We start from the raw sequence: 22,528 nt of genomic DNA, 5'->3' as shown, positions 1-22,528 counted from the left end.
TCTGCGTACACCTCATATATATTTGTAATATGGGATAATTCATCCAACTCAATTTCTGCAACTTCAATTTCTCTATGCATCAAAATGTATTTCATCATTCTCACCTCCTACATTGAATTTTATTATATCATATTTATTTTCTAAAATGTTAAACTACTTTTCATTTTCTTCTTGACACCTTTCGTCAACAGAGTTTATATACCACAAGCGGCTTTGCCGACTTTGGTGAACAGGTGGTTTTTATTTATGGATATTTTTCAATATTTTCTTTCGCACCAATCTGAAAACACATCAGCGTTCTCAGATATTTTTCGTACCGCAAAAGAATTTCATCGGCTTCTTGGACAGAAAAATTATCTACTCAATCATTATCTATCCATGTTTTTTCGCTTGATTGTAGAAATGGATTTCTGCGCTTTGGAAGATGAAATTTATCAATCCATTTCGGATTTGCAGAAGAAAATACAGGATGATTTAGAAAAAAACGACGGTTCCATACCAATGTTTGATTGTCAGGAGCCTTCCACTGAAATGGAACTTTGCTGGACTGCACTGGCAGATTCCTTATTAGAACAAGCCATAAAAGAGTTTTATAATGAATATATGCATTCTTATCATCTATCTGTTGACCTGGTCGATTTCAGGCAAACAGAAGAAAAACTCATAGAATATCTGGGAAAAAATGTTTGGGAAAAGTTCCAACAGCAACTAATAAATTGTTTTCTTCATTGTTCTTTGATGCAGCTATTTCGCCAAGGTATTGTCATTGAAATCACGAAACGCTTCCTGTCACGGGATTTGGAAACGGATCAGGAGATCTTCCGTCTATATCTGAATCGGTTTTTCACAGAGGAGAGCAGCTGATGTCAGCTGCTCTCTTGCCCTTAAACGGATTGGCTATCCTGCGGCTGTTCTGCTTGATTCTGTTCTTTCCCAGGTTCTTTTTCTTCGTTTTTCGCTTTTGGTTTACTTGCTCTTTCCATTTCTTCGCCTTCTTCAATATACTCTCGGACATCTGGCGGCACCAGTTTTCGATACAGCCTGTTCAGTGTTTCTTCCAGTTCCTGCTCCAAAGATACTTCTTTTTTTGCCGCATATCGCTTCAATGCCAAGTACTTGCTGGTTTCAAACTTAACCTGTATCGCAGAAAGTTTCATGATATCCACCTCCTTTTTCGGTTACATCTGCGGTTCCATGCAGTCTTCTTTTTCTGAAATCTCACACCCAATCTCCTGAAACTGATCCAAGTTCGGCAGATAGCCAGAATAAACTTCACCACTTTTTTGGTCATGGCTGATCAAAACACCAAACTCCGCATCCTCTTTTTGGATAAACAGGCAGTGCAAAGTCATCTGCTGATCAAAATACTGCAGCTCTTCGTTATCCGTAATGAAGGAAGCCTCCTGCTTGATGTTTTCTCCAAAGAACCAGAAGTCCTCGTCACTAAGAGAAATGATTTTCTCGATTACCACACAGCCTTTGTTTGGCTCATCAGGGTTATAGTAAAACATCGCATCTCCTAGCTCGCGATAAAACAGATTCATGGCTGCTACACCTTCATATTTTTGCTCTGTTGTTTTCATGCTGTCATAGGAATGTTCTGGTTGCTTATGGTAGAGGATTATATCACAGGCATCAAAATCCATTCGGCATTCTGATATCCTCTCATCTGTCTGAAGCAGATCTTCCAACAAATTCACATACATCAGCTCATCCGAAATCTCTCCAACAGAGAATCTGCTGCTTGCTTTTTCCTCGGAAAACGAAGATAATATTTTTTCTCTTACCTCAAAAACCGGCTCCAGATATTCCTGCAGCACTTGGATTTCTTCTTCACGGAAGTTTTCCAGCTTCGCCATCATATTTTGAAAATGTGTTCTATTCATCTGTTCCATACTTTTTCACTCCTCCCCTTAAAGCTCCGGCTCCATAGAAGATTCCATATCTTCACCAATTCCAAAACGATTTGTCAAGTAATCACTGAGCCATGTACCGCCAAACTGCTGGTGGGTATTGATTCTCCACATGGCAAGCTTTCCTACATCCAACTTGACATCGTCCATATCAAACAACAAATTTGTTAATCCTTCGTTTTCAAAAACATAAACATTTTTGAATGTATCTCCTTCCAGCAAAATACCTGACTCTGTCAACAGTTCATTGACACCATCTTCCCACTCTTTTAAATCTCCGCCACAGCCTTGAAGAATCAATCCTTCTTTATCCGTCATTTTTTTCAATTCTCCTACCGTAATTTCTTTCATCATATTTTTCACACTCCTTTACAATCTGCCAAATCCATAAAAATGCTTCACCCAATAGGAATTCCCCAAGTTTGCATAGCCGATGGGATCGCCGCAATGCAGCATTTGATTGTCCCCAACATAGATTCCAATATGAGTTACGGGGTTGCTGCTCTGATATGTTCCTGTAAAAAACACCAAATCTCCTGGTTTCACCTCGTCTTTTGACACCGGTGTACACTGGTTATAAATCTGCTGTGCTGTTGTTCTGGGCAGGTTATAGACTCCGGAATGGGTATATACCCAACATACAAAGCCAGAACAATCGAAGCTGGTTTCCGGAGTACTTCCGCCCCATTGGTAAGGAAAGCCGATATATTTCGTGGCTTCCTGCATGAGTTTTGCAAAAGTTTCATCATTGAAGGCTTCCCCAGGAATGCCTGTAATTTTATCTGTTGTGGCATATCCATATTTGATAAAGAGATATAGATTTCGAATTTCTATCTTTTCTGTTTCCGTAAACTCATAGGAAAGGTATTCTTCCAGTTCCTCATAAATCTCGTCATCTTCTTTTTCACCCACAAAACAATCCACAAAACCTGCATAGAATTCTTCATCAAAGTCTGTCATTTCCTTTGTAAAATAGAGGATATAAAAAAAGGACTTGACTTTGAGATCGTCAAATCCTTCTTCTTCCAATGATTCTATTGTCTGATCCAATTCCTCAAAGGCATCAATCATTTCTTCCATGGCTTTGGATAGTTCCGCATCAATATCCGTTGGAATAGGTCCACCATCAAATACAATCCTTGCCACCTCCTGACTGAATCCTGCTTGTGTATTGAAGATAGAAACCATAACCAGCAGCGGTATCAGCATCACGATTACAATACCTGCCACGATACTTGCCAGCAGTGTCCGCACTCGTTTGTCTTCTGCCAGCTCCAACGCTTTCTTCGTCATAACGGCAACTGCCATAGGACTTGCCATTTGCCTCACCTTCTTTTATTTCTTAAAACATAACATCCATTTCGTCTTCTGGATTCATTTCCATAAACTCATCCATTGTACAGGTTTCTCCCAGATAATTGATGCCGTCTTTCAACGGATAGTATGCATCATCTTCCAAAGGAAACGGTTTTTTTGATAAAATGGTACCCCAGTGATTTATGGAAACAACCTTCTCCAGCGTAACTGGATCACCACTAAAGCCCTCTGACTCTCTGACATCATAGCAGTATAAATCAAAAGGCACCGTATCTCGATCAATACGTGCATTGGTAAAAATCACCACAACATTATCAATTTCTGCTAATTCAAAGTCTTCATCTCTTGCGTCTTTCATCATGTAAATCTCTCCCTTTTATGTTTTTTCTTTTTGATAGGTTTAGTGTTTTTCCTTTTTGATTTCTACTTGCCTCCAGCACTGCCAAACAAATCCTCTTTATACTGCGGTGCTTTTACTACCAGATGGTAAACTTCTGAGCCATGGCGGAACACACAGACACCTCTTAAAGGACTGCTGATCAGATCGAACAGACAATCATCCAGCCTGAGCATTTCCATATATTCCTTCTTGGAGATATTTCCTGGATTAAATAAAAACTGATGTGTTGGAATGGCAAACATGGGTTTTGTCATTTCTCTCACATCAGCTCTGTTGAAGTCTTCGATATTCTGGCTGGCAATAATAACTGCACTGCCTTTTTTTCGCACACGCTTCATGGCGTTTCGGATATATTCGATGGCAGTCATATTGGTTAAAAACAGGTACAGCTCATCAATAAATGCCGCCGTATTCCCTTTGGACAGCAGGGCATCAGACATAAAAGAAAGGACATTGAACAGCATAGCGTTTCGTATCGCCGTATCTGCATCTGTAATGCCCTTTGTGCCAAAGCAGATAAATCGATTGCTTGTGATGTTGGTGTGTCCATTGAAAAATTTGCTGTCGGCACCAATGCATATGGATTTCAGCTTTAAACATAAATCCCTGACTGTTTCTCTGGTATAGATATTCCCCTTTCTTTCTTCGTATTGGTTCAGTTCTTTTTCCACAAGGCGATATAAATCTGACAGCACAGGGTAGTCTGTGTGTTTTAATTCTGAAAAGTCGATATCCTCTGTAATGCCTTTGCTTTCGTACAGCTTTTCCAGAAATATCTCCAGAACATCGATTTCCGCACTGGTAAAGTCTTTATAGGCACGAAAAAAATCACGAAGGAATGAAATATGCCTTGGCAGTACTGATCCGCTGTCTTCCTCCCAGCGTTTTGGTTCCAGCACGTTAATGATGTACTCTCCTTCCATCAAGTCGATATAACATCCATCCATGTTGACCGCCAAATCTTTGTACTCAAGTTCAGGATCAAGGCAGACGATATCCATTCCACTTTCTCTCATGTTGCAAAGAAGCAGTTTCATGAGATAGCTTTTGCCCTGTCCGCTGTTGCCAAGTACCAAGACATTGGCATTGGTTTTATCGTCTGTCCTTCTTTGAAAATCAATGAAAAGGTTGCTTCCATATTTGTCATGTCCGATATAAAAGCCTTGCGGATCGGCTTTCCCTGAATAGTTGAATGGATAGAGATTAGCAGCACTGGTTGCTGGTATGACTCTTTCGAATTGCTCATGGAAAGCATTGTTTCCGCATGGCTGTGTACTCTCAAAGCCCTCTTTCTGTCTTAGAAACAATTTATCTACGGATATTTTCGAGCGTGTCAGCTCTGCCTCCACCTCCGCCTGCATTTCTTTCAGCTTTTCCAGTGTGGGCGTTGATATTTCAATGAACACAGCACAATGCACCAATGGCTCTCTATCCCTGTGCATCTGTGCGATCAAGTTCATGACATCGTTTAAATTTGACTCTGCAATAATCTCCTTTTGGATGTTACCCGAAGAACGGTTCATTCTGTTCCTGCTGGCTGCATTGGAAATGATTTTTCTTTCTTCCGCTGGTGTGACGTGTCTGGTGTAGACTCTTAATGTAACGCCGGAACGGTCGCCTAAATGCTTGAGCAGTGCCTGTTCTTCTGTATCTGTTGGGTATTCACGCACCACCCATGTGCTTCTGAAACTGCTGCCGCAGATATAGTAATCAGGGTAGAACTTCAGCACAGAAGGTGCGCACATATCCAAAAACTCTTTGATCCTGACCTGCTCTTTTTCTTCTTCCGTTTTGGGAATATAGGCTTTTGTTTTCTTTGTTCTGCTGATTTTCAACGGTATTCATCCCCCTTTACAAATCTCTCGCCGTCATAGTCATCGAAATAAACTTGCGTGATATTCTGCACGAAGTAAACAGCATAGAGCCTTTTGATGTCCTCCTTACTTGCCTGGCGGTAGGAAAACCCTGCGTCCTTCAACAGCTTTGTCATTCTGCTGATGCCGGTCTGTACCTCATTTGTTTCCGGATTATAGTTGCGAAAGCGGAGGATAAACAAAAACTCCCTTGCGGAAGCCGTCTGTATCTGCACTCTGTCCAGATGGATCAGGTCTTTTTCCAATATTTCTCGCACCTTCGGGCTTTCTTCTTCCTCCAGACGTTCTTTGTAAAACATTTTGTTTTGGTCGAAGTTTTCTCTGGAATTGATGCAGGAAAACTCAATGGAGTCCAGCCCTTTGATGACACTGGACATTGCCATGATTTTTGTTTTTACTGCTGTTTCCGAAAGCACCGCAATGTTATCCGGCTGTACCAGAAAATAAACCAGATAGTCATTGCCGTATGTTTCCACACCAACCCCGTCAATATTTCTGGCGCCTATTTCTTCTCTGGTGGATTTCTTCTTTCCAATTCTCATTTTTGTCATCGGCAAACCTCCAATAAAAAATCTGTTGTGTGGTTACAAAAAACCGAAAGGCAAAGCGGATATAGTCTGAGATATTCAGCTCGTTATCAATACGCAATGTCAAGAAGGTGAACACGCCAACCATTACCCCCGGCACAATCCAGTCCAGAGCCGCCGCAAAGACGGCAGACAGCACCGCGCCTATGATGATGATCAGCATATCCCGCAGTGTCCAAAGGAACATGGTGCTTTTGCCTTTCAGGTTTTCCGGATAGATATACATTGCTTCTCACCTGCCTTTTATACCATCTCACAGCACTGCTCTGTTTCTCCAAATACCGCATCTTCGATATCCGCAATGGACAAATCTCTGCCCAAAACAGCAATACCATTCTCATATGCAGTTTTGATTTCCTCACGCATTCCTTCTGAAATGATACTGCCACAAACCAAAAGTTCATCACACCTGCAAAGAAGCGCTTTCCCCATTTCCTGTCCGAGCCAACGTTCATCTGGCACTTCATCGTCCAAAAACTGTGTGAAAACACAATGTGGTGCGATAGCACAGTTTCCTTTCATTGCTTCTTCTCTGGCGTATTCGTTTGCTTTTGCTATGTTTTTCTTATGATCACCCCTCAATGGTGAGCAGATATATACCATTTTCATTTTGAAAACCTCCCTTACATTCCCATATTCATGTCCTCATCCATGTCTTCTTTCTGCTGTTCTTCCAACAATTCTTCTGGTGTGAGCTTTCGGAAACTGTCCTCACCGTATACCACACCAAGACCTCTGCCGTTATCCCAATCAGGAAATACCGTTCCCATATCATCCACGAACTTGACCGTTCCTCTTGTTCCGTCAGGTATCGGATTATATGGATCATCCACGTGGATCAGCTGAATTCTGGTACCTGGTGGGAACAGTTCTTTTGCTCTTTCCGCCATTCTTCTCCCATTATCTACCCACTTCATAGAACTCACTCCTTTATAATAATTTTTCAGGTCATCTGCCTGCGATTCTTCCTACATTACGTGCCATATTGACTACGGAATTTACGGAATATACCGTACTCATTGCGTTGAAACGCATACTGGTATCCAGTCCAAAGTTCTGTGCGATTCTTGGTACCTCTGTGCTGGAAAGCATCAATCCGATGCCCAGCAGCATATTTGCATTATAGGTGACAAGCCCTGCAACCAGTACAATGGTCTGTAAAAACGCTGTCAGGCAGAGAGCTGCCACCTGTTTGCACCAAGATACGAATCCGTCGCTGTATCCTCTTGGCACACTGAACAGATAAAGACTGCCGGTTGCCATCATGACAAGAAGGATACCGCCTCGTTTTAAGTTTGCGAAAAACACTTTGATGACCGCATATCCAATCAGTATGACAAACACGATAGACACCACCACATTGGCACCAGGTGTTTCAAAGCTGCCCAGCACCATAGTGGCAATGGCACCAAGTTTTCCTGGTGAATCCGACATACCAGCAATGGTACCAATCAGTTCATTTGACAGATTGATGCAGAAGACATAAAGGTCGATAGGTACTACAGTAAATAGGCTGACGGCGAAAAAACCTTTGATGATATTTAACGCCAAGTCCTGAAAATTGCCTTTTCCTCTCTGTGCATCAATGGCTGTGTCAAACACAGCCACTACAATACCAACGATATACAACGCCCAGGCGAAATAATAAAAAAAGAGCAGGATTGCTTTGATCCAATCCAGCTCAAAAAGTTCCGCACCCATCATGTTAATCATACTGAAAAACTCACCAAAGAATGTGATCAGTTTGCCATAGATCCAGTCACAGAACTGATCCAGCACACCGTCTACGGCGAAGTCTAAGCCAAACATATTTTTCATCACCTTCGCTTTCTGTTATTCCATGTTCATACCACCTTCTATGTGTTCCTCTGATATCTCCTGTGCCGTCTGCTGTATCAGTTCCAGCACATCTCCATCCTGCTCCAGAATTTTACGCAGGGTTTCAATCAGGCTCTCTATATGTTCCTGCCATTTGTTCCAGTTGGTTTCTTCAAACCAGCCGTTCCATTGATTGTTCTGTGCATTTTCCCTGGCGGATTCCAATGTTTTGGAAAGATACTCGCACATTTCTTTAACGGATTCCTTTTCCGCAAGAAATGAAACCACTTTTTCAAAGGGGTTATTCGGGAGATACTCCCATTCTTCTATAGTACCATTTTGAAAGCTTTCCATCAGTTCCGCAATCAGCATTGTGCTGCTGTGGGACTCTCCGTTTTCCGCAGCAGGCGGTCTACACCATTCGTCTAATTTTAACTGATCCAACAATTCCTTTAAGTGCAGACAGCCGTCTTCCGGAATATGGTTTCTGATCCATTCCAAGGCATCCAGACCTTCATCTGATTCAAATGCTTTTATACCCCAGCATCCCATCATCATTCCTCCTTTTTTCCATAAAAAAAGCCCTTATCTCTATGGATAAAGGCTTTCCTGTTTCTTTTTTATCTGTTTTCATTATTTAAGGTTTGTAAAATATCCAAGCAATACGCTTTCAGCTGCGGTACATCATTTTCAATGGTTTCCCACAATATTTCTGCATCGATGCTGCCGTAATTATGCGCCACAATATTTCTCATGGCTTTGATTTGATTCCAAGGCATTCCCGTATAGGTTTGTTTGAATTCCTCTGTCAATTTTGTTGTCAGCTCACCAATCTGCAGCACACAAAGCGCAACCGCATTTTGATAGATGTGATCCTTCGCAAACACCGCAAAATCTTTTTGGAAACGCAGAACGGTTTCTTCAATCTGGTCGCAGTATTTTACCATATGTTTCAGCACTTCCGCATTTCTGTCAGCCCGCATACAGCAACACCTCATCTTCTTTAATCTCGTCAAGAAATTCCTGATCCAGACTGCCGGTTGTCACCACATCTACATTCTTTTGCAGGGCTTCTGAGATTTCCGCATAAAACCCTCCCAAGGCGAACAAACCTTTTAGTTCACCTTTTTCAATACGCAAATCAATATCACTGTTCTCATCGCCATCGCCTCGTGCCATGGAACCGAAGAGATATACTTTTTGGATTCCATATTTTTTTGCTATGGGAATAATAATGGCTTTCAATTCCTCTATAGTATAAATTTTTGCCATATTCCTCACTTCCTTATGTTTGAAATATCTTTCACAGACACGCTTTTTCGATAACTGTCTACCAATTCACCAATGACATGTTCCACTTTTTCCTGATCTCCCACACAAGAACGGATTCTGTCTTTGTCCTGATCTGTAAGAGGCATTCCTTCCAATCTCATAGACGCATCCGTCTGTTTGATGATCCATTCCTTGTCCTTCATTTTAACTTCCTTACTTTTTTGTTTTTTCCTGCTTTTGTAGATATTATACCATTTTTATGGGCTTGACTCAATGGATTTTCCCCGACTTAAATCCCAAGAATATTCCAGATATAAGTCGGTGCTGTAATAGCAAACACCAGCCCGAAAAACAGGATTGCCACCGGTGCGAAATCAAACTCGCCATGCTTTTTGTAATCAAAGTAAGCCATAGCTAATTTGACAAAAAGCAGGATTGCCAGCACACAATCCACCACTGGAAAGATCACGTTATTGGTTACGGTTTTAATCTGTGTTGCTGCTGTTTTCCAAGTGCTTTCAATGGCTGTGGAAACCTGACCACTATCCGGTGCCGCAAATACTGGCGGTGCAAATAGAATCACTGCCATAAGCACAACCACTGTCAGCAAAAATACCCTTTTCCATCTTACTGCCATTGTTCTTCTCTCCTTTCATAGAAAAGGGGCAGCCTTAAGACTGCCCCAGAAATCATATTTTTAATAACCTGTTTTGGGAAGCGTTACCGGCGGTGTATTCACAGTCCACACCGTTGTGTTCCAGCTGGTCTTTGCGCTTTCCCATTCATTGCCGTATCTTCCTCCTACATCTGCTCTATTGACGATACGGTATTCTTTCGGCATATTCGGCATTACCTGACAGAATACAGACATATTTTCAAGCATCTTAAAGCCAGGGCTTGCCTTCGGGAATTCCAGACGCACGTCTGTGACATATTCCCCATTTGCCAAGCCAAGTACATTTGGATGGAGACTATATTCATAGCTGTTCTTTGTCAGAAGATTTTCCGCAAGCACACGATAATCCCTGTAGTTCGTTTTATAAGTGATCTTATAATACATTCTTTCGGAATATGTGCCTGTGACGATCTTCAACGCTCTTGTGGCATCTGTTGGAATCCTGTCATGGATATAGAAGTTTTCCAAAGTGCCGGAGGAGCCGTTCTGCACTTCATAAATGTCATACTGGATGGTCTGTCCAGGAAATGCGGCGTTTGCTCCTTTTTTCTGAATCGTCAAGTTCAAAGAAATACTGCTGTTCAGCACTTCAAATCTGACAATATCGCCGTTGTGCCTGATTTCTGCCAAAAGAGTTTTATCATTCAAAGCGTAATATCTTGGTGCGGATACCTCCTTAATTGTGTAGACACCTACAGGCAAACCTTTTGATGCTGCAACACCATTGCTGCCAGAAGAAATCTTATCTACCAAATTTCCTGTGGTATTATAGATTTCAAATACCGCGCCGGACAATGGAGAACCGGCAGGAAGACCTGTCAGTTCATTGAACTCGGCAGAACGTTTTGTAATGACAATCTGACCGACTTCCGGTGTATTCTCCCACTCGATTTCTGTTGTTCTGCCTTTCTGCACATAGAATGTTTTCTCGCTGTCATCGGAGATATAGCCTTCTGCAGGCTCTAATTCTCTGAGTTTGTACTTGCCTTCCGGCAATTCTTTTCTGATCCAGATATAGCCTTCGTCATCTGTTTCAAACTGACCGATTGGTTCATTGTCACTGTCATATAACAGGAATTTCACTCCTGGAATGCCTTCTCCTGTGACAGAGTCGATTTTATGGATCAATACAGAAGACATTGGATCATTCTCCACTTTTAATGTTGTTCTTTTGCCGTCTTTGATTTCCACTTCTTTGGCTTCACTGCCAAGTTTATAGCCTTTGGCTTCTTTTGTTTCCTTTACCAAGTATGTGCCTTCTTCCAGCCCTTCAATGACAATCAAGCCGGATTCATCTGTTTCATAGTATCCAATCTGCTCGCCGTTGAATTTTGTCACAAGGAATTCCACACCTTCGATTGGATCGCCAGTTCTGCTGTCTGTTTTCTCAATAACAAGACCAGAGTATGGCTGATTTTCCACTTCTACAATGGTTTGTTTGCCGGATTTCACTTCTACTGTTTTCGGTTCTTTGTCCCAGTGATAGCCTTCCAATCCTTCTGTTTCTGTTACGGTGTAATAGCCGTCTTCCAAATCAGAGATATAGATCATACCTTCCTGATCTGTTTTGAATGTGCCGATTTTTTCGCCATTCATTTTTGACACAGCAAAAGAAACACCTTCCAAGGGTTCCCCTGTTTCGGAATCGGCTTTTACGATTTTGATTCCTGAAAGCGGCTTGTTTTCAAATGTTACCACCGTTGGCACGTTTGTTTTTACTTCAACGGTTTTTGGAGTTTCATCAAGTATATAACCATCTGGAGCTTTTGTTTCTCTTACTACATACCAGTCTGGATCAAGTGTCGGAAGCAAGATTGTTCCGGTACTGTCTGTGGTGTACTCGCCTACGTGTTCACCGTTTTGTTTTTCCACCAAGAACTTGGCACCTACTAATGGCTCACCTGTCACAGAATCAACTTTCTTTACAACCAAAGAAGTCATTTTCTTATTTGTAAACTCCAATGTATATGTTTTTCCAAAGTCAATCTCAATAGTTTTTGACTGTTCTTCTAAAACATATCCTTCAGGAGCTTTTACTTCTTCCACAATATAACTTCCTTTTTCTAAGTTTGGTATGGTAATGGAACCGTTGCTGTCTGTTGTAAATATGCCGTTATTTGTTCCTACAACAGTGCCTTTTGATGTAGTTACTTTAAACTGAGCACCTGAAAGTGGGTTGCCGTTATCAGCGTCTTTCTTCAAAATCACGAGAGAGCACATAGGCTGGTTCTGGAACTGTACTTTGTATGTAGCGCCGTCTGTACCAATTTCAATGGTCTGCGGTTTTGTATCGCAGGCATATCCTTCCGGTGCAATGCGCTCAGTTACTACATAACTGCCTGGTTTCAGATTTGGAATCAGGATTTCGCCATCACTGTTTGTAGTATACATACCGTTGCTGTTTCCAACCACCGTTCCATCACCAGTTGTTACTTGGAAAGTGGCATTGGATAATGGTTTATTGGTCAAGGCATCCACTTTTGTGATGAGCAGAGAGCCATAAGGATAGTTGGCAAAAGTTACCTCTACCACAGATGTGCCGTCTGCTTTTAACCAAGCCTGCTGCTTACTGTTTTCGGAAATAAGATAGTTTGCAGGAGCCTGCACTTCCTCAATGAGGTAAGCGCCGGCTTCCAATCCGGTAATGACAATGATACCGGAGCTGTCTGTGGTATATCTGCCGATGATGGTGCCGGAATTACCGGAAATGTCTTCCGATACTTTTCGTACTTCAAAAGCTGCTCCTTCCAACATTTCAGAAGTGATGCCATCCGTTTTCTTGATAACCAAACTGTTCAGCGGATAGTTTGGAATTTCTTCTCCAATATAGTCATTGCCTGATGTCACAGTTACTTTACTTTGAGAGGCTGTGTTGCCTGTTCCCAAAGACGGTGTCTGCGAATCCACGCTGCCTGCCGTCAGATAGGCATTTTCTCCTGGTGCAAGGTATTTTCTTGTAACAGGATTGGAAGGAAGACTCATTCCCTGTGCCGGTCTTGTTTCTGTAATGATATACCAACCGACTTCTACATCTTCCAGAATAATTTGACCAGTTTCATCAGTTTTGTAAGTGCCAAGTGGCACTACACCGCCGTTTTCTCCCTCATACTCAATTTTGAATGTGGTATTAGGTACTGGCTTTTCTGTCAAAACATTTATTTTCGTGATAATGAGGTCTGGTTTTCTTGTGTTTTCATAAATAAGCTGCTTGCTGTCACCGGCAGACAACTCGATTTCCTTATGCTGTGTATCAAGAATATATCCATCTGGTGCAGTAATTTCTTCAACAGTGTAAATGCCTTCCGGCAGATCCTGGATGGTAATTTTTCCGTTTTCATCTGTCATATATTCACTGACGGTATCATCTTCTGTTTTTGTAATTTTGAACTTAGCATTTGCCAAAGGTTCCTCTGTTTTGGCATCTACTTTGATAATCTCCAAAGCCGGTTTTCTGGTGTCGGAGAATACAAGTGTCTTTGTCTTTCCCCATTCCAAAGCAATGTCCTTATGGCTGTCCGGATCAATGGCATAGCCGTCAGGTGCTTCTATTTCTTCCACTGTATAAACAGCTTCGTCAAGGTCATGGATAACAACTGTTCCTGTTTCGTCCGTTACATACTCACTGACGGTTTTGTCTTCTGTTTTCTGTACCTTGAACTTAGCACCTGCAAGGGGTTCTCCTGTTTCGGCATCAATCTTCATAATCTGGAGAGAAGGGCGCAAACGATTATCGAATTTCACTTCCACGCATTTGCCGCCTTCCAGATACACATCTTTGCTTTCTGTTGAAATCAGGTAGCCTTTTGGCGGTGCAATTTCTGTAATGGTGTACCAGCCTTCTTCTAAGCCTTCCACCTTGATTTTGCCCTCTTTATCTGTCATACCTTCATACACGATAGAACCGCCTTTTTTGGCAACGGAAAATTCTGCGTTTTCCAAAGGAAATCCTGTATCTTCGTCATATTTTTTGATAACAATCCCTGGTTTTGCTTTGTCTTTTAGTGTGACTGTAGCTGTTTTGCCCGGTTCCAGCTTAATAAGAACAGGTTCTTCATTCAATAAATAGCCTTCTGGTGCCACAATCTCCGTTATGGTATAGGTGCCGCTTTTCATATTGGTTAGTGTCGCTTTGCCGGAAGCGTTGGTATATACATCCCAGGAATCGGAGCCGTCATCCAGTGCAACCCTGATTGTTGCACCTGCAAGTGTTTCACCTGTATCCGCATCAACTTTCGTAATCTCAAGCTGTGCCATTTCCTCATTGGCAAATGTCACCACTGTAGGTTCATCCGCATCCACAATCTCTACATCTTTATGATTTTCTTCATCCAATACATAACCAACAGGCGGTACTTCCTCTGTGACAGATACGGTGCCTGTTAAATCCGGAATCAGGATTTCGCCGTTTTCATCGGTCACATAATGACCAATGGTTTTGCCGTCAATTTCAACTTTAAATACGGCGCCTGCCAGTCCTTCCGTTGTACCTTTCTTTACTTTCAAAATCTGTAAGCCTGGGCTTGGTTCAGGCACCTGCGGATTTTCTGGATCGTCTGGTTCTCCAGGAACGACAGTTCCGGTTGTGGAATAGGTCAAATCTACCCAGGAATCCCCGTTATAGCTTGGAAGCGGTGCTACATAATAATCCTGCTTATTGGCATCGTGAGAAATTCCAAAAAGCACGGATTTATTTTCTAATTTGCCTTTTACCAATACACGAAAGCTGCCGCTGTTTTCTGCGGTATCCTTTGGAATCAATGCTTTAAATGTTGTTTCTGTGCCTTCAAAGCTGTCCTTTGGTGTGTTGTTCACATCAGTTACGATTGTTCCTTCCGGCACATCCCCATCAAGCACCACACGATAACTACGGATATTTACGTTAGATTTTAAGGTATATTCCTGAGAAAGATAATTCTCATCCTTATCATCTGTATCTACTGTCTGGTTCTTTGGGTTGATGGCAAGCCATGACTTATATACATACTGGTTTGCCCTGCCTTTGGCTACCAAATCCTTCATGGCTTTTTCTACATGTGCGTTCTGGCTGCCGTTGGCTTTCCAGTCATCTAAGTTGCTATAATTATCATGAACCACTGCCCATACTGCCATTTTTGTAGCATAGTAGGCTTCATACTCTGTATTTACACCCATTTCCTGCGGTGTTTTATAAGGATAGCCGTTTGTAATAACGCCCCAGACCGCAGGGTCAGTATCCAGCTGATCCACATCCACGTCGTATGACTTGCCTGCTAAATCTTCTACACCCGGTCGGTTTGGATTGGCACAGAATGCCGGATATTCTTTGCCGTCTTCTGCTTGATACACAATAACTGCCGGTGCGAAGTTATTGCTGTCAATGATGCCTTTCCATGTCAAAAGCTGTGCACCCTTGTCCTGTTTGACATAGAGATTTACCTTGTTCAGCGCATCTTCCATGGATGTACCGGCAAATGCCTGCACACCTGTTGTCAGAAGCAGAAAAGCTGACATAAGAAAAGCCGTAAATTTCTTCCATGCTGACATATGTTTTCCTCCTTTTCAATAAAAAAAGCTTTGCTCATACAGTCCGCATTTTTGCAGCTGTCTGTTTGCAAAGCCTTTGTTTGTTTATACTTTCATTTATTCTTTTACTTTCAGATATCCAGCCAGTTTCAGCTGGCTGTTTTCCAAGAATGTCTGGTAATCTTCTTTAATCACCATACCGTCTACGCCTGGTGTGTAAGCGTTTTTCACGGTATCTTTCTTGCCGTTGGCATCTGTGTAGTAGATATAAAGAGGATTTCCCTTTTCATCACGCTCCACATATTCGATGAAGCATACATGACCAGCCAGTCGATTGTCTGTCTTCGGCACATAGATGGCTATGGACTGTTCCGGTACAGATGATAGATCTGTTACCACTTCCAGGGATGCGTCCCACCTACTGCTGTCCAGCCACTCTTTGGCGTATCCATGGATAGAAATATGGATGCCATGCATCTCCTCAAACCTTCCGCCTGCGTACCATGTACACTGACCATATCCGTAAGTGTAGTATGGAGATGTATATCTCAGTCTGCCTGTTTCATCTACATACTGGATATTTGCTAACACCTCACCTTCTTTGGGCGGTTCTGTCAATTTTACCGCTGTAGAAACATTTTCTAATTTCGTTGTATTCTCTTTGTTTTCTGCTGGACTTCCAATACCCAGCTGCTGGCGCACTTCTTCCGGCATTTTTTCAGGATCAAATATCAATGTAATGACTTTCCTGCCGTTTTCGTCATAGCTCACCACCTTTTCTACATCGTCCCCAGCATAAATGTGCTGTGCCAACGCTGGTACGGTACTGCTCATAGCCAGTATTGCCGTCATGACTGCCATCCATTTCTTTTTCATGCTCTTCACCTCATTCTTTTCATCCTGTATTCCACCTACCTTTCTTATATCGAAAAACCAGTTACACTGCAAGCAAAAGATTATTTCTGTACTGCCTGTACGCAAAGACGCTGATCAGGTACATCTTCCACACAGGTAATCAATGTCAGACGGTTGTCACTGGTATATTGCAGTTTTGACCAGTCCGTATCGGCAATCTTTGTAATGGATCTTACCACATAGGTTCTTGTGCCAAGTTTTGTGGTATAGGTCATTTCATCGCCAATATCCAGTTTTTTCAGTTTTCCAAAGTAGTCATTGGTGCCTCTGTTATGCCCTACCAAACCGATATTTCCATTCCAGCAGGAAGTAGAAGCCAAATGTCCCACACCTTTTTTCATGGCTGTGAAGGTATCGCCGTCATAGGCGGTTACCATCAGCCCAATTTCAGGAATCTTCAATACACCAATGCTTCCATCGCTGTTTCGTACCTGCTCAATGGTTGTTAAGGGATACTGCAGAACCTCATCATATACCTGTTCCGGAATCTCATTTGTCACATAGCCGTCTGAAGAAATATCTGCTGTGTAGCTTCCACTGGTACCCCCGCCATAGGCTGTACCTGTAATCAGACTGTTTGGACTTTGGGTATAAGGATTGATTGGTGCATTGGTTGGTGCGTATGTAGTGTTGTTAATGGATGGTGCATTTGGCTCCACCACATTTGCCCCATACTCTGAATCATAGACTGTCTGCGGCGATACATCATAAATATCCCTGAGATAATCCGGTATCTCTCCTTGGATATTGATATTGGATTTTCCCACAATGACAAACTCCTCCGGATTCTCTGTTTTGTAATTGTAGCTCAAATCCGAGTCAAGCGCATAAGCTGGAACGCAGAAGCCCGCAGCAGAAAATAAAAACAAAAGCAGCATCGTTCTCATTTTATTCCGCATCCAACACACCTCCCAAATCCAGTTCAAATCGATATTCTCCTTTTTTCTCATTGACTCTGTGCTTTACTGTCATGTCTTTATAGGTCACACTGATGTTCCTGCCGAAAAGTGCCTTTGTTGTTTTCTTGTCCAGTACAAACTGGAATACATTGCTTTGGATTAAGTCCTCAAACTCATTCAAATCAATCACAGGCTGTTTCGGATTGATATTCTGCCTTCCGATGCAGATATACTCTTTGTCAATGAGATTATACACATCCGCCCCTTGCCTGTTTTTCAGATAAAGCAAAAGCATGGCAATGGCACAGCCCAAAAGCAGTACTGCAATAATACCTGTTACTGCTTTTAATACTGGCGGCATTCCATTTTCTATCAGCTTTCCTGCGTAAGTAATGGTAAATGTTGCCGTATCCGCCGTTGTCTTCGTTACATTGCCTTTGTATCTTGCTGTGGACACATAGCCCGTAGGCACCTGCGAGCTGAATGTTTTGGAATAAGTAGCTACTGCCTTATACTCTGTGGGTACCAAAGTATCTCCGGCAAGGGATGTTCCCATAACGGTCCAGCTGACATTGGTCAAGGGCAATGTATATCCATCTTTTATTGTTGACTGAGCAACGTAAGAAGGATCGGCATACATCAAGCCTGGATATTCCTTTGTGGCAGACACCGTATAGTTCTTAGTGGTATAGCCTGCTACCTCTGTGACGATGCTGCCGGTATCCAGTGTTAATGTACCTTGATATCCATCTTTATCATAAGGTTTTGTGGCTGGAAAGAGTTTGATGACTTCTTCCAGATTTTTAGAACTGCCTTCTGCCTTTGCGTCTTCTGTGACTTCCTTTGTGTCTTTGTTTTCATTGATCTGCTTATCTGTAGTGATATAGCTAAACAAGAAGTCTTCCAATACAAAGTCTTCTTCCACCAGCTGCTCCTGTGGCGTATCTGCTGGTAGATCATAAACCTTGACCAAATATTCCACACCGTCTATATTTTTCCTTTCCACAGAAACAGGCACAGGCAATGTATTTTCAGTAGTATTTTCCTTTTGTATTGGTGTTTCTACGCTCATGGGAGCCGCCTCAGTCGGCATAGGCAGAAGCAGTGATACTGCCGCAATCAAACACAAGATTGCTTTTTTCATAACATTCTCGCTCCTTTCCATATAAAATATAATTTTAAGCTGCTTAATTTGTCCTCAAAATCCATTTCTTCACCTTCTTTCAAAACAAAAAGCGAAGGACTTCGTCCAATACTTCATCTAAGGACTTTCCTTCGCTTAACAACTGTTTAATTCTATTTTTGATCTGATCTCGTTCTTTTTCCGCATCTTCCTTTTCTTTTTGGAAATCTTCCTGCAGCACTTCCACAGGGTTCTCCGCAGTCACTTCCGCCTTATTAATTAAAATAATCCCACCCCTTCCTGTTATCTGCACCACATCCTCCTCATGGATTCCAACAAATCTTCTGAGTGCTACAGGCAGATAAATGGACCCCTTTGCACTTACAGTCTTAAAACAGTTTATTGTCATATAGATACCTCCTTTTTATAGCAGTGTCAGCTGTTTTGGCTGACTTTTTAATCTTAGTTCTGGATCGTAATTTGTAATTACAAGTTCTTTGAACATACCCCCTGGTGTATATTTCTGCGAAATACTGTTGAGTCGTTCAAAGGGCGTAATATAAAAATCCTTATACAGTTTACGAATAAACTCGCAGTCATTATATGAAAGCATAAAAAAGCCTTCTATCTTTCCCAGCACTTCACGGAGCAGATAATGCTGTTCCAATGTAAACAGTTCCTCATACTGCTTTTCTGTTCCATAGTACGGAGGATCAAGATAAAAGAATGTTGTTGGACTGTCATATAAATCAATGATGACCTCAAAACTTTTATTCTGTATGATCACGCCTTTGCCCGGATTTCCGCCAGCCATCAAAATCTCACTATCACTCTTCGCGCCGTTTTCATTCAGCCTGCGGTTGGCAAGCCATATGGTGCGGTATGTCTGGGCGATATTTACCGGCTGACCATTGAAGCTGTTTCCACCTGCCGCATAGCTGTAGCGGATCAGCTTATAAAATGTAGCTGCTCGCCTCACATCGCCCAGTTCAGCCTGTGTTGTGATCAGTTCTTTATACTCCCGAAAATCTATAGGGGAAAGATAAATCTTTGCCAGCGCCATTTCTTCTGTCTGATATGGCAGTGAAAAATCCTGCTTTCTATGCCAGTCCAGCATCAGATCAAACTCTGCTCTGCTGTTCAGCGGCAAAAAACCAAGCTCTTTTACAAAGCTCATGGGCTTATGTTTTACCACATGGAACATATTGGTCAGATTGGAATTGGCATCGTTATACAGCTCGAACTTTTCCGGCTTTTTGGCGAAAAGAACCCAACCAGCACCACCGAATACTTCTACATATTTATCATATTGCGGTGGGAAACGTGCAATGAGGAACTCACGCATCTGCCGTTTTCCACCGATCCATGGGATCATGCTGTTTACCATATTTCATCGCCTCACTTCTATGAGCCTTTATCCATTTTAATCCCTTCCTTTCACAGCTTCATTTCATAATCATCGCTTTGTTCGTTTTCGTCTGTTGATTCCTGACCAGTCTGCACCATTTCATAGTAAGAAGTATCCTCCACATACACACCATGAATGATTTTACTTTTATGTGTTTGCATATACTCCCGGCCTATTTTTGTGTAGTCAAGATACGGCAACACTTCATTAGGAAATGTCGTGTCAAAAAGTTCATTTTCCACTAAGAACTCACCTAACTGGTTTTCATTTTTAATACCGTTAACCACGCATATTGCCGGAAGATGACCAGTAAGTTCCCCTAACTGGTTTACTGTTTTTGGTTCTTTCAGCTGTACTGCCAATTGATATACTTCCTGCATTTCTTCCGAAAGTTTTTCAAATCTGCTAAACACTTCGTTGAGCCGAAAAATATCTATGTCTTGTCTGGGCATCCTTTCAAAAATTTCTGTCAGTACACTTGTTTTTTCAGAACCGCAATAAATCTCACCAATATCACAGTTTTTCATATCAATACCGTTGTCTTCAAAAAACTTCTTCAGCCCTTCCGAATCACATGGCAAAAACGCTGTGAGATAACTTCCATACTTTTCGCTGTCTGGTCTTTCTATCTCCACAGTGCAAAGTGACTTTTCTCTTTCTTCCTCGCTTAAGTTCGGCGGATAGCAACTATACCAGTTTTCCGTATACTGCCAGAAATAACTAATATCCTGATAGTGCTGATATATGATTCGATTTTCCGGCTCTTTGGCTGCAATATGCTCTAATCGTTTCCAAAACCTGTCTTCTGCTTGTGGTCCGCCGCCATGCTCTGCTAAATCCTTGATGCTTTCCTGCAGTGCTTGTTCCACATCTTTTCTTAACTGATTTTGCTGTTTCTTATCTGGAAGCTGTATGCCTTCCACAATTCTTTTCTGCATTTGCTTTATCACTTCATTCAAGGACTACACCTCCTTTGCAATTTTTTCTGCCTGCGTCAAATCTCATAAATAGCTTCTTCGAGGCTTTTGGGCTGCTTATCTTTTAATTTTTCTCGATAAAGCATCAATTCATCTTCCGGCAATGCGGAAAGAAGACCGGCAAAAACATTCAACTCAAAGATATTTGCTTTGCTGATCTCCAAAGAACACAAAAACTCCTGTGCTTCTTCCACATCACACTCCACATCTGAAATCTCGCAGTCATCCAACGATTCCATTTCTGCCTTCTGAAGAGCAATCCAGATTTCATTTTCTTCTACCGGAAGCACCAATCTGACACAGATGTCTTTTTCCTCTTTTACCAACTTTTCACTTGCCACATACAAACGAATCATATAAAATTCCTCCTTAATAAGTAATAAAAAAACAGACCCTCTGTCTGTTCTCAGCTTTGAATATGCTGCTGTGCTTGATCTTCAAAAACTTCTTCTGTCAGAATCATATATTCCTCTGGAACATTCACTCCGTCATAATAACCATATCTTTCCTGCTCCTTGTGGCTATCACAGATACAGCCATTCTCATTGACTTGCATCATACCAGCGTCTTTTGAAAGATTCATGGTATAAAGATAAATCTGCCCCACCTTTTTATAGTTCACAAATGATTTCATATCTTCTGGAACCGCAAAAAGATTGTTCTTTACAAGGTATTCTCCCAATTCCTGTTCGTTTCGAATAGATGGATCATAAGACACTTTTTCAAAACCATAGGAAAGATTGATCATATCAGCAGCACTTTTCGGATGATGCATACACAATAAAGCATCATACATCTCATCCTGTTCTTCCTCAAGCAATTCCTCAAGTCTTGCTGCCAGATAGTTCAGCTCATTCAGATCAGCTTTGTCCCATTCCTGATACTCTCCACAGCTCCATGCGTAGAGCTCATGGATTCTGAAATCACTGATCAGAAGATCATCCATATCTCTGACGCCAGCTGCTTCCAGATATCGTTTCATGGTTTCTGCATCTGCAGGAAGTCTGAGAGAAACATCCACCTCTTTTTTCTTTTCAAAAAGTTGTTTACTGCAAAAAGTCACTTGAATCATATTTTTTCTCCTTTCCAATATTCTGCTATTTTTTCGCCTATGGCTCGTACCACAGGCACTGTGACTGCGTTTCCGATCTGTTTATACAGCTGTGCGTCTGAACATACGCTGGCTGCTCTTTCAAAATATGCATCCGGTACCCCTTGCAGACGAAATGTTTCCAATGGTGTTAGTCTTCGGATACGGGAATCCAAAAGGATTCCATGAATATCAGATGCCGTAAGTGTGAACATTTCCTCGTTTTCTTCTTTGACCCTCCTTCCGTTTTGTCTTGTCTTTTCTTTTCCTGGATTCAACAAAGCTCTTGGCAGTCTGCTTTCCAAAATGCCTGTCCTGTGCTGTCGGCATCCCAAGCCCTTTCCATAGCTTGCGTCAATGATGCCACTGTATGGTTTTGTCACAAGACCGCTTTGCTCATCCTTCGTAACAAAGTATAAACCTGTTTTTGCGCCTAATCCTCCTGTTCCAGAAGTGATAGTTGGTGAAACACCTCCTGTGTCATAGATCCTGCTTCCCTGCGGGCCTCCAATAATCTGTGCAGGAGTTGTCTTGCCTGGACTTCTGAGAGGAAATATTTTTCCGGTACTTCTTCCTGTAAGATCTCCGATAATGTACACACGCTCTCTGCTTTGGGGTACACCGTAGTCTTTGGAATTGACAAGCGCGTATTCCACACCGTACCCCAATGCGGCCAGTTCACATAGAACAATGGCAAAATCCCAGCCTCCGCCAGAGGAAAAGATTCCCTTAACATTTTCTGGTCAGCACTTTGCCT

Annotated in this window: 26 protein-coding genes and 1 pseudogene; 1 reads left to right on the top strand and 26 read right to left on the bottom strand. The window is 42.0% G+C overall.

The annotated features are described in order from the left end of the window. Positions 1–246: 246 nt before the first annotated feature. The gene (locus H9X84_RS07575) at positions 247–864 is read left to right on the top strand and encodes a hypothetical protein (RefSeq protein WP_205133685.1); all 618 of its coding nucleotides are present in this window, start codon (positions 247–249) and stop codon (positions 862–864) included. 20 nt (positions 865–884) lie between these two features. Here the strand turns inward: H9X84_RS07575 and H9X84_RS07570 are convergent, their stop codons facing one another. The 26 genes and pseudogenes from H9X84_RS07570 to dcm form a co-directional block, all read right to left on the bottom strand. Further along, the gene (locus tag H9X84_RS07570; protein WP_205133684.1) at positions 885–1,157 is read right to left on the bottom strand and encodes a DUF6103 family protein; all 273 of its coding nucleotides are present in this window, start codon (positions 1,155–1,157) and stop codon (positions 885–887) included. Positions 1,158–1,178: 21 nt separating this feature from the next. After that, a complete protein-coding gene (locus H9X84_RS07565) occupies positions 1,179–1,895 on the bottom strand; it encodes a hypothetical protein (RefSeq protein WP_205133683.1) in 717 nt (238 codons plus the stop codon). 18 nt (positions 1,896–1,913) lie between these two features. Further along, entirely contained in the window at positions 1,914–2,267 is a 354-nt protein-coding gene (locus H9X84_RS07560; RefSeq protein WP_205133682.1) for a hypothetical protein, read from the bottom strand. Positions 2,268–2,282: 15 nt separating this feature from the next. Beyond that, on the bottom strand, positions 2,283–3,233 hold the full coding sequence (locus tag H9X84_RS07555; protein ID WP_205133681.1) for a C40 family peptidase: 951 nt from the start codon (positions 3,231–3,233) through the stop codon (positions 2,283–2,285). A 22-nt stretch (positions 3,234–3,255) separates the two neighbouring features. Beyond that, on the bottom strand, positions 3,256–3,591 hold the full coding sequence (locus tag H9X84_RS07550; RefSeq protein ID WP_072852756.1) for an LPD28 domain-containing protein: 336 nt from the start codon (positions 3,589–3,591) through the stop codon (positions 3,256–3,258). A gap of 62 nt (positions 3,592–3,653) precedes the next feature. Further along, a complete protein-coding gene (locus tag H9X84_RS07545; protein ID WP_205133680.1) occupies positions 3,654–5,465 on the bottom strand; it encodes a VirB4 family type IV secretion system protein in 1,812 nt (603 codons plus the stop codon). After that, entirely contained in the window at positions 5,462–6,055 is a 594-nt protein-coding gene (locus H9X84_RS07540; protein WP_205133679.1) for a hypothetical protein, read from the bottom strand. The genes H9X84_RS07545 and H9X84_RS07540 overlap by 4 nt, the downstream gene beginning before the upstream one ends. Beyond that, positions 5,991–6,317: a hypothetical protein gene (locus tag H9X84_RS07535; protein ID WP_205133678.1), complete on the bottom strand. Its 327-nt coding sequence runs from the start codon at positions 6,315–6,317 to the stop codon at positions 5,991–5,993. Before H9X84_RS07535 ends, H9X84_RS07540 begins: the two co-directional genes overlap by 65 nt. Before the next feature lie 17 nt (positions 6,318–6,334). Then, entirely contained in the window at positions 6,335–6,700 is a 366-nt protein-coding gene (locus H9X84_RS07530) for a DUF4406 domain-containing protein (protein ID WP_205133677.1), read from the bottom strand. Positions 6,701–6,714: 14 nt separating this feature from the next. Next, the gene (locus H9X84_RS07525; RefSeq protein ID WP_205133676.1) at positions 6,715–7,008 is read right to left on the bottom strand and encodes a DUF4314 domain-containing protein; all 294 of its coding nucleotides are present in this window, start codon (positions 7,006–7,008) and stop codon (positions 6,715–6,717) included. Between the two features lie 31 nt (positions 7,009–7,039). After that, the gene (locus tag H9X84_RS07520; RefSeq protein ID WP_205133675.1) at positions 7,040–7,900 is read right to left on the bottom strand and encodes a conjugal transfer protein TrbL family protein; all 861 of its coding nucleotides are present in this window, start codon (positions 7,898–7,900) and stop codon (positions 7,040–7,042) included. Between the two features lie 24 nt (positions 7,901–7,924). Then, positions 7,925–8,461 (bottom strand): DUF4259 domain-containing protein, encoded by a 537-nt coding sequence (locus tag H9X84_RS07515; protein WP_205133690.1) that lies wholly within the window; start codon positions 8,459–8,461, stop codon positions 7,925–7,927. 68 nt (positions 8,462–8,529) lie between these two features. Then, positions 8,530–8,856, bottom strand: coding sequence for a DUF86 domain-containing protein (locus H9X84_RS07510; protein WP_243423613.1), 327 nt, complete (start codon positions 8,854–8,856; stop codon positions 8,530–8,532). A 25-nt stretch (positions 8,857–8,881) separates the two neighbouring features. Further along, positions 8,882–9,181: a nucleotidyltransferase family protein gene (locus H9X84_RS07505; protein WP_205133673.1), complete on the bottom strand. Its 300-nt coding sequence runs from the start codon at positions 9,179–9,181 to the stop codon at positions 8,882–8,884. A 5-nt stretch (positions 9,182–9,186) separates the two neighbouring features. Next, complete coding sequence (locus H9X84_RS07500; protein ID WP_087990171.1) at positions 9,187–9,384, bottom strand: hypothetical protein; 198 nt, start codon at positions 9,382–9,384, stop codon at positions 9,187–9,189. An 86-nt stretch (positions 9,385–9,470) separates the two neighbouring features. Beyond that, positions 9,471–9,818, bottom strand: coding sequence for a DUF3852 domain-containing protein (locus tag H9X84_RS07495; protein WP_205133672.1), 348 nt, complete (start codon positions 9,816–9,818; stop codon positions 9,471–9,473). 60 nt (positions 9,819–9,878) lie between these two features. Further along, positions 9,879–15,380, bottom strand: coding sequence for a SpaA isopeptide-forming pilin-related protein (locus H9X84_RS07490; RefSeq protein WP_205133671.1), 5,502 nt, complete (start codon positions 15,378–15,380; stop codon positions 9,879–9,881). Positions 15,381–15,476: 96 nt separating this feature from the next. After that, positions 15,477–16,235 (bottom strand): CHAP domain-containing protein, encoded by a 759-nt coding sequence (locus H9X84_RS07485; protein WP_205133670.1) that lies wholly within the window; start codon positions 16,233–16,235, stop codon positions 15,477–15,479. Positions 16,236–16,315: 80 nt separating this feature from the next. Continuing rightward, positions 16,316–17,173, bottom strand: a complete 858-nt coding sequence (locus H9X84_RS07480) for a class D sortase (protein WP_205133669.1) — start codon at positions 17,171–17,173, stop codon at positions 16,316–16,318. Then, positions 17,163–18,317, bottom strand: coding sequence for a hypothetical protein (locus tag H9X84_RS07475; RefSeq protein ID WP_205133668.1), 1,155 nt, complete (start codon positions 18,315–18,317; stop codon positions 17,163–17,165). Before H9X84_RS07475 ends, H9X84_RS07480 begins: the two co-directional genes overlap by 11 nt. A 79-nt stretch (positions 18,318–18,396) precedes the next feature. Beyond that, entirely contained in the window at positions 18,397–18,705 is a 309-nt protein-coding gene (locus tag H9X84_RS07470; protein ID WP_205133667.1) for a hypothetical protein, read from the bottom strand. Between the two features lie 15 nt (positions 18,706–18,720). After that, positions 18,721–19,683, bottom strand: a complete 963-nt coding sequence (locus tag H9X84_RS07465) for a DNA adenine methylase (RefSeq protein WP_205133666.1) — start codon at positions 19,681–19,683, stop codon at positions 18,721–18,723. Positions 19,684–19,733: 50 nt separating this feature from the next. After that, entirely contained in the window at positions 19,734–20,654 is a 921-nt protein-coding gene (locus H9X84_RS07460; protein ID WP_334298070.1) for a hypothetical protein, read from the bottom strand. Between the two features lie 44 nt (positions 20,655–20,698). Beyond that, complete coding sequence (locus H9X84_RS07455; RefSeq protein WP_087990164.1) at positions 20,699–21,037, bottom strand: hypothetical protein; 339 nt, start codon at positions 21,035–21,037, stop codon at positions 20,699–20,701. A gap of 50 nt (positions 21,038–21,087) precedes the next feature. Then, positions 21,088–21,753 carry a hypothetical protein gene (locus H9X84_RS07450; RefSeq protein WP_205133664.1) on the bottom strand — a complete coding sequence of 222 codons (666 nt, stop codon included), beginning with the start codon at positions 21,751–21,753 and terminating at the stop codon, positions 21,088–21,090. Beyond that, positions 21,750–22,499, bottom strand: a pseudogene (dcm, locus tag H9X84_RS07445) (DNA (cytosine-5-)-methyltransferase); the annotation flags it as partial. The pseudogene dcm and the gene H9X84_RS07450, both read right to left, overlap by 4 nt. Between the last annotated feature and the right edge of the window lie 29 nt (positions 22,500–22,528).

It is taken from the genome of Anaerotignum lactatifermentans, from assembly GCF_016902535.1.
In the GTDB taxonomy this organism is placed as follows: Bacteria; Bacillota; Clostridia; order Lachnospirales; family Anaerotignaceae; genus Anaerotignum; species Anaerotignum lactatifermentans_A.
The sequence above is the reverse complement of the archived record's forward strand: the minus strand, read 5'-3'. Positions and strand labels throughout refer to the sequence as shown.

What these genes read in the sequence shown, in the direction of transcription:
- H9X84_RS07575 (WP_205133685.1), top strand. Translation starts at nt 247, where the DNA reads ATGGATATTTTTCAATATTTTCTTTCGCACCAATCTGAAAACACATCA.
- H9X84_RS07570 (WP_205133684.1), bottom strand. Translation starts at nt 1,157, where the DNA reads ATGAAACTTTCTGCGATACAGGTTAAGTTTGAAACCAGCAAGTACTTG.
- H9X84_RS07565 (WP_205133683.1), bottom strand. Translation starts at nt 1,895, where the DNA reads ATGGAACAGATGAATAGAACACATTTTCAAAATATGATGGCGAAGCTG.
- H9X84_RS07560 (WP_205133682.1), bottom strand. Translation starts at nt 2,267, where the DNA reads ATGATGAAAGAAATTACGGTAGGAGAATTGAAAAAAATGACGGATAAA.
- H9X84_RS07555 (WP_205133681.1), bottom strand. Translation starts at nt 3,233, where the DNA reads ATGGCAAGTCCTATGGCAGTTGCCGTTATGACGAAGAAAGCGTTGGAG.
- H9X84_RS07550 (WP_072852756.1), bottom strand. Translation starts at nt 3,591, where the DNA reads ATGATGAAAGACGCAAGAGATGAAGACTTTGAATTAGCAGAAATTGAT.
- H9X84_RS07540 (WP_205133679.1), bottom strand. Translation starts at nt 6,055, where the DNA reads ATGACAAAAATGAGAATTGGAAAGAAGAAATCCACCAGAGAAGAAATA.
- H9X84_RS07535 (WP_205133678.1), bottom strand. Translation starts at nt 6,317, where the DNA reads ATGTATATCTATCCGGAAAACCTGAAAGGCAAAAGCACCATGTTCCTT.
- H9X84_RS07530 (WP_205133677.1), bottom strand. Translation starts at nt 6,700, where the DNA reads ATGAAAATGGTATATATCTGCTCACCATTGAGGGGTGATCATAAGAAA.
- H9X84_RS07525 (WP_205133676.1), bottom strand. Translation starts at nt 7,008, where the DNA reads ATGAAGTGGGTAGATAATGGGAGAAGAATGGCGGAAAGAGCAAAAGAA.
- H9X84_RS07520 (WP_205133675.1), bottom strand. Translation starts at nt 7,900, where the DNA reads ATGTTTGGCTTAGACTTCGCCGTAGACGGTGTGCTGGATCAGTTCTGT.
- H9X84_RS07515 (WP_205133690.1), bottom strand. Translation starts at nt 8,461, where the DNA reads ATGGGATGCTGGGGTATAAAAGCATTTGAATCAGATGAAGGTCTGGAT.
- H9X84_RS07510 (WP_243423613.1), bottom strand. Translation starts at nt 8,856, where the DNA reads ATGGTAAAATACTGCGACCAGATTGAAGAAACCGTTCTGCGTTTCCAA.
- H9X84_RS07505 (WP_205133673.1), bottom strand. Translation starts at nt 9,181, where the DNA reads ATGGCAAAAATTTATACTATAGAGGAATTGAAAGCCATTATTATTCCC.
- H9X84_RS07500 (WP_087990171.1), bottom strand. Translation starts at nt 9,384, where the DNA reads ATGAAGGACAAGGAATGGATCATCAAACAGACGGATGCGTCTATGAGA.
- H9X84_RS07495 (WP_205133672.1), bottom strand. Translation starts at nt 9,818, where the DNA reads ATGGCAGTAAGATGGAAAAGGGTATTTTTGCTGACAGTGGTTGTGCTT.
- H9X84_RS07490 (WP_205133671.1), bottom strand. Translation starts at nt 15,380, where the DNA reads ATGTCAGCATGGAAGAAATTTACGGCTTTTCTTATGTCAGCTTTTCTG.
- H9X84_RS07485 (WP_205133670.1), bottom strand. Translation starts at nt 16,235, where the DNA reads ATGAAAAAGAAATGGATGGCAGTCATGACGGCAATACTGGCTATGAGC.
- H9X84_RS07480 (WP_205133669.1), bottom strand. Translation starts at nt 17,173, where the DNA reads ATGCGGAATAAAATGAGAACGATGCTGCTTTTGTTTTTATTTTCTGCT.
- H9X84_RS07475 (WP_205133668.1), bottom strand. Translation starts at nt 18,317, where the DNA reads ATGAAAAAAGCAATCTTGTGTTTGATTGCGGCAGTATCACTGCTTCTG.
- H9X84_RS07470 (WP_205133667.1), bottom strand. Translation starts at nt 18,705, where the DNA reads ATGACAATAAACTGTTTTAAGACTGTAAGTGCAAAGGGGTCCATTTAT.
- H9X84_RS07465 (WP_205133666.1), bottom strand. Translation starts at nt 19,683, where the DNA reads ATGGTAAACAGCATGATCCCATGGATCGGTGGAAAACGGCAGATGCGT.
- H9X84_RS07455 (WP_087990164.1), bottom strand. Translation starts at nt 21,037, where the DNA reads ATGATTCGTTTGTATGTGGCAAGTGAAAAGTTGGTAAAAGAGGAAAAA.
- H9X84_RS07450 (WP_205133664.1), bottom strand. Translation starts at nt 21,753, where the DNA reads ATGATTCAAGTGACTTTTTGCAGTAAACAACTTTTTGAAAAGAAAAAA.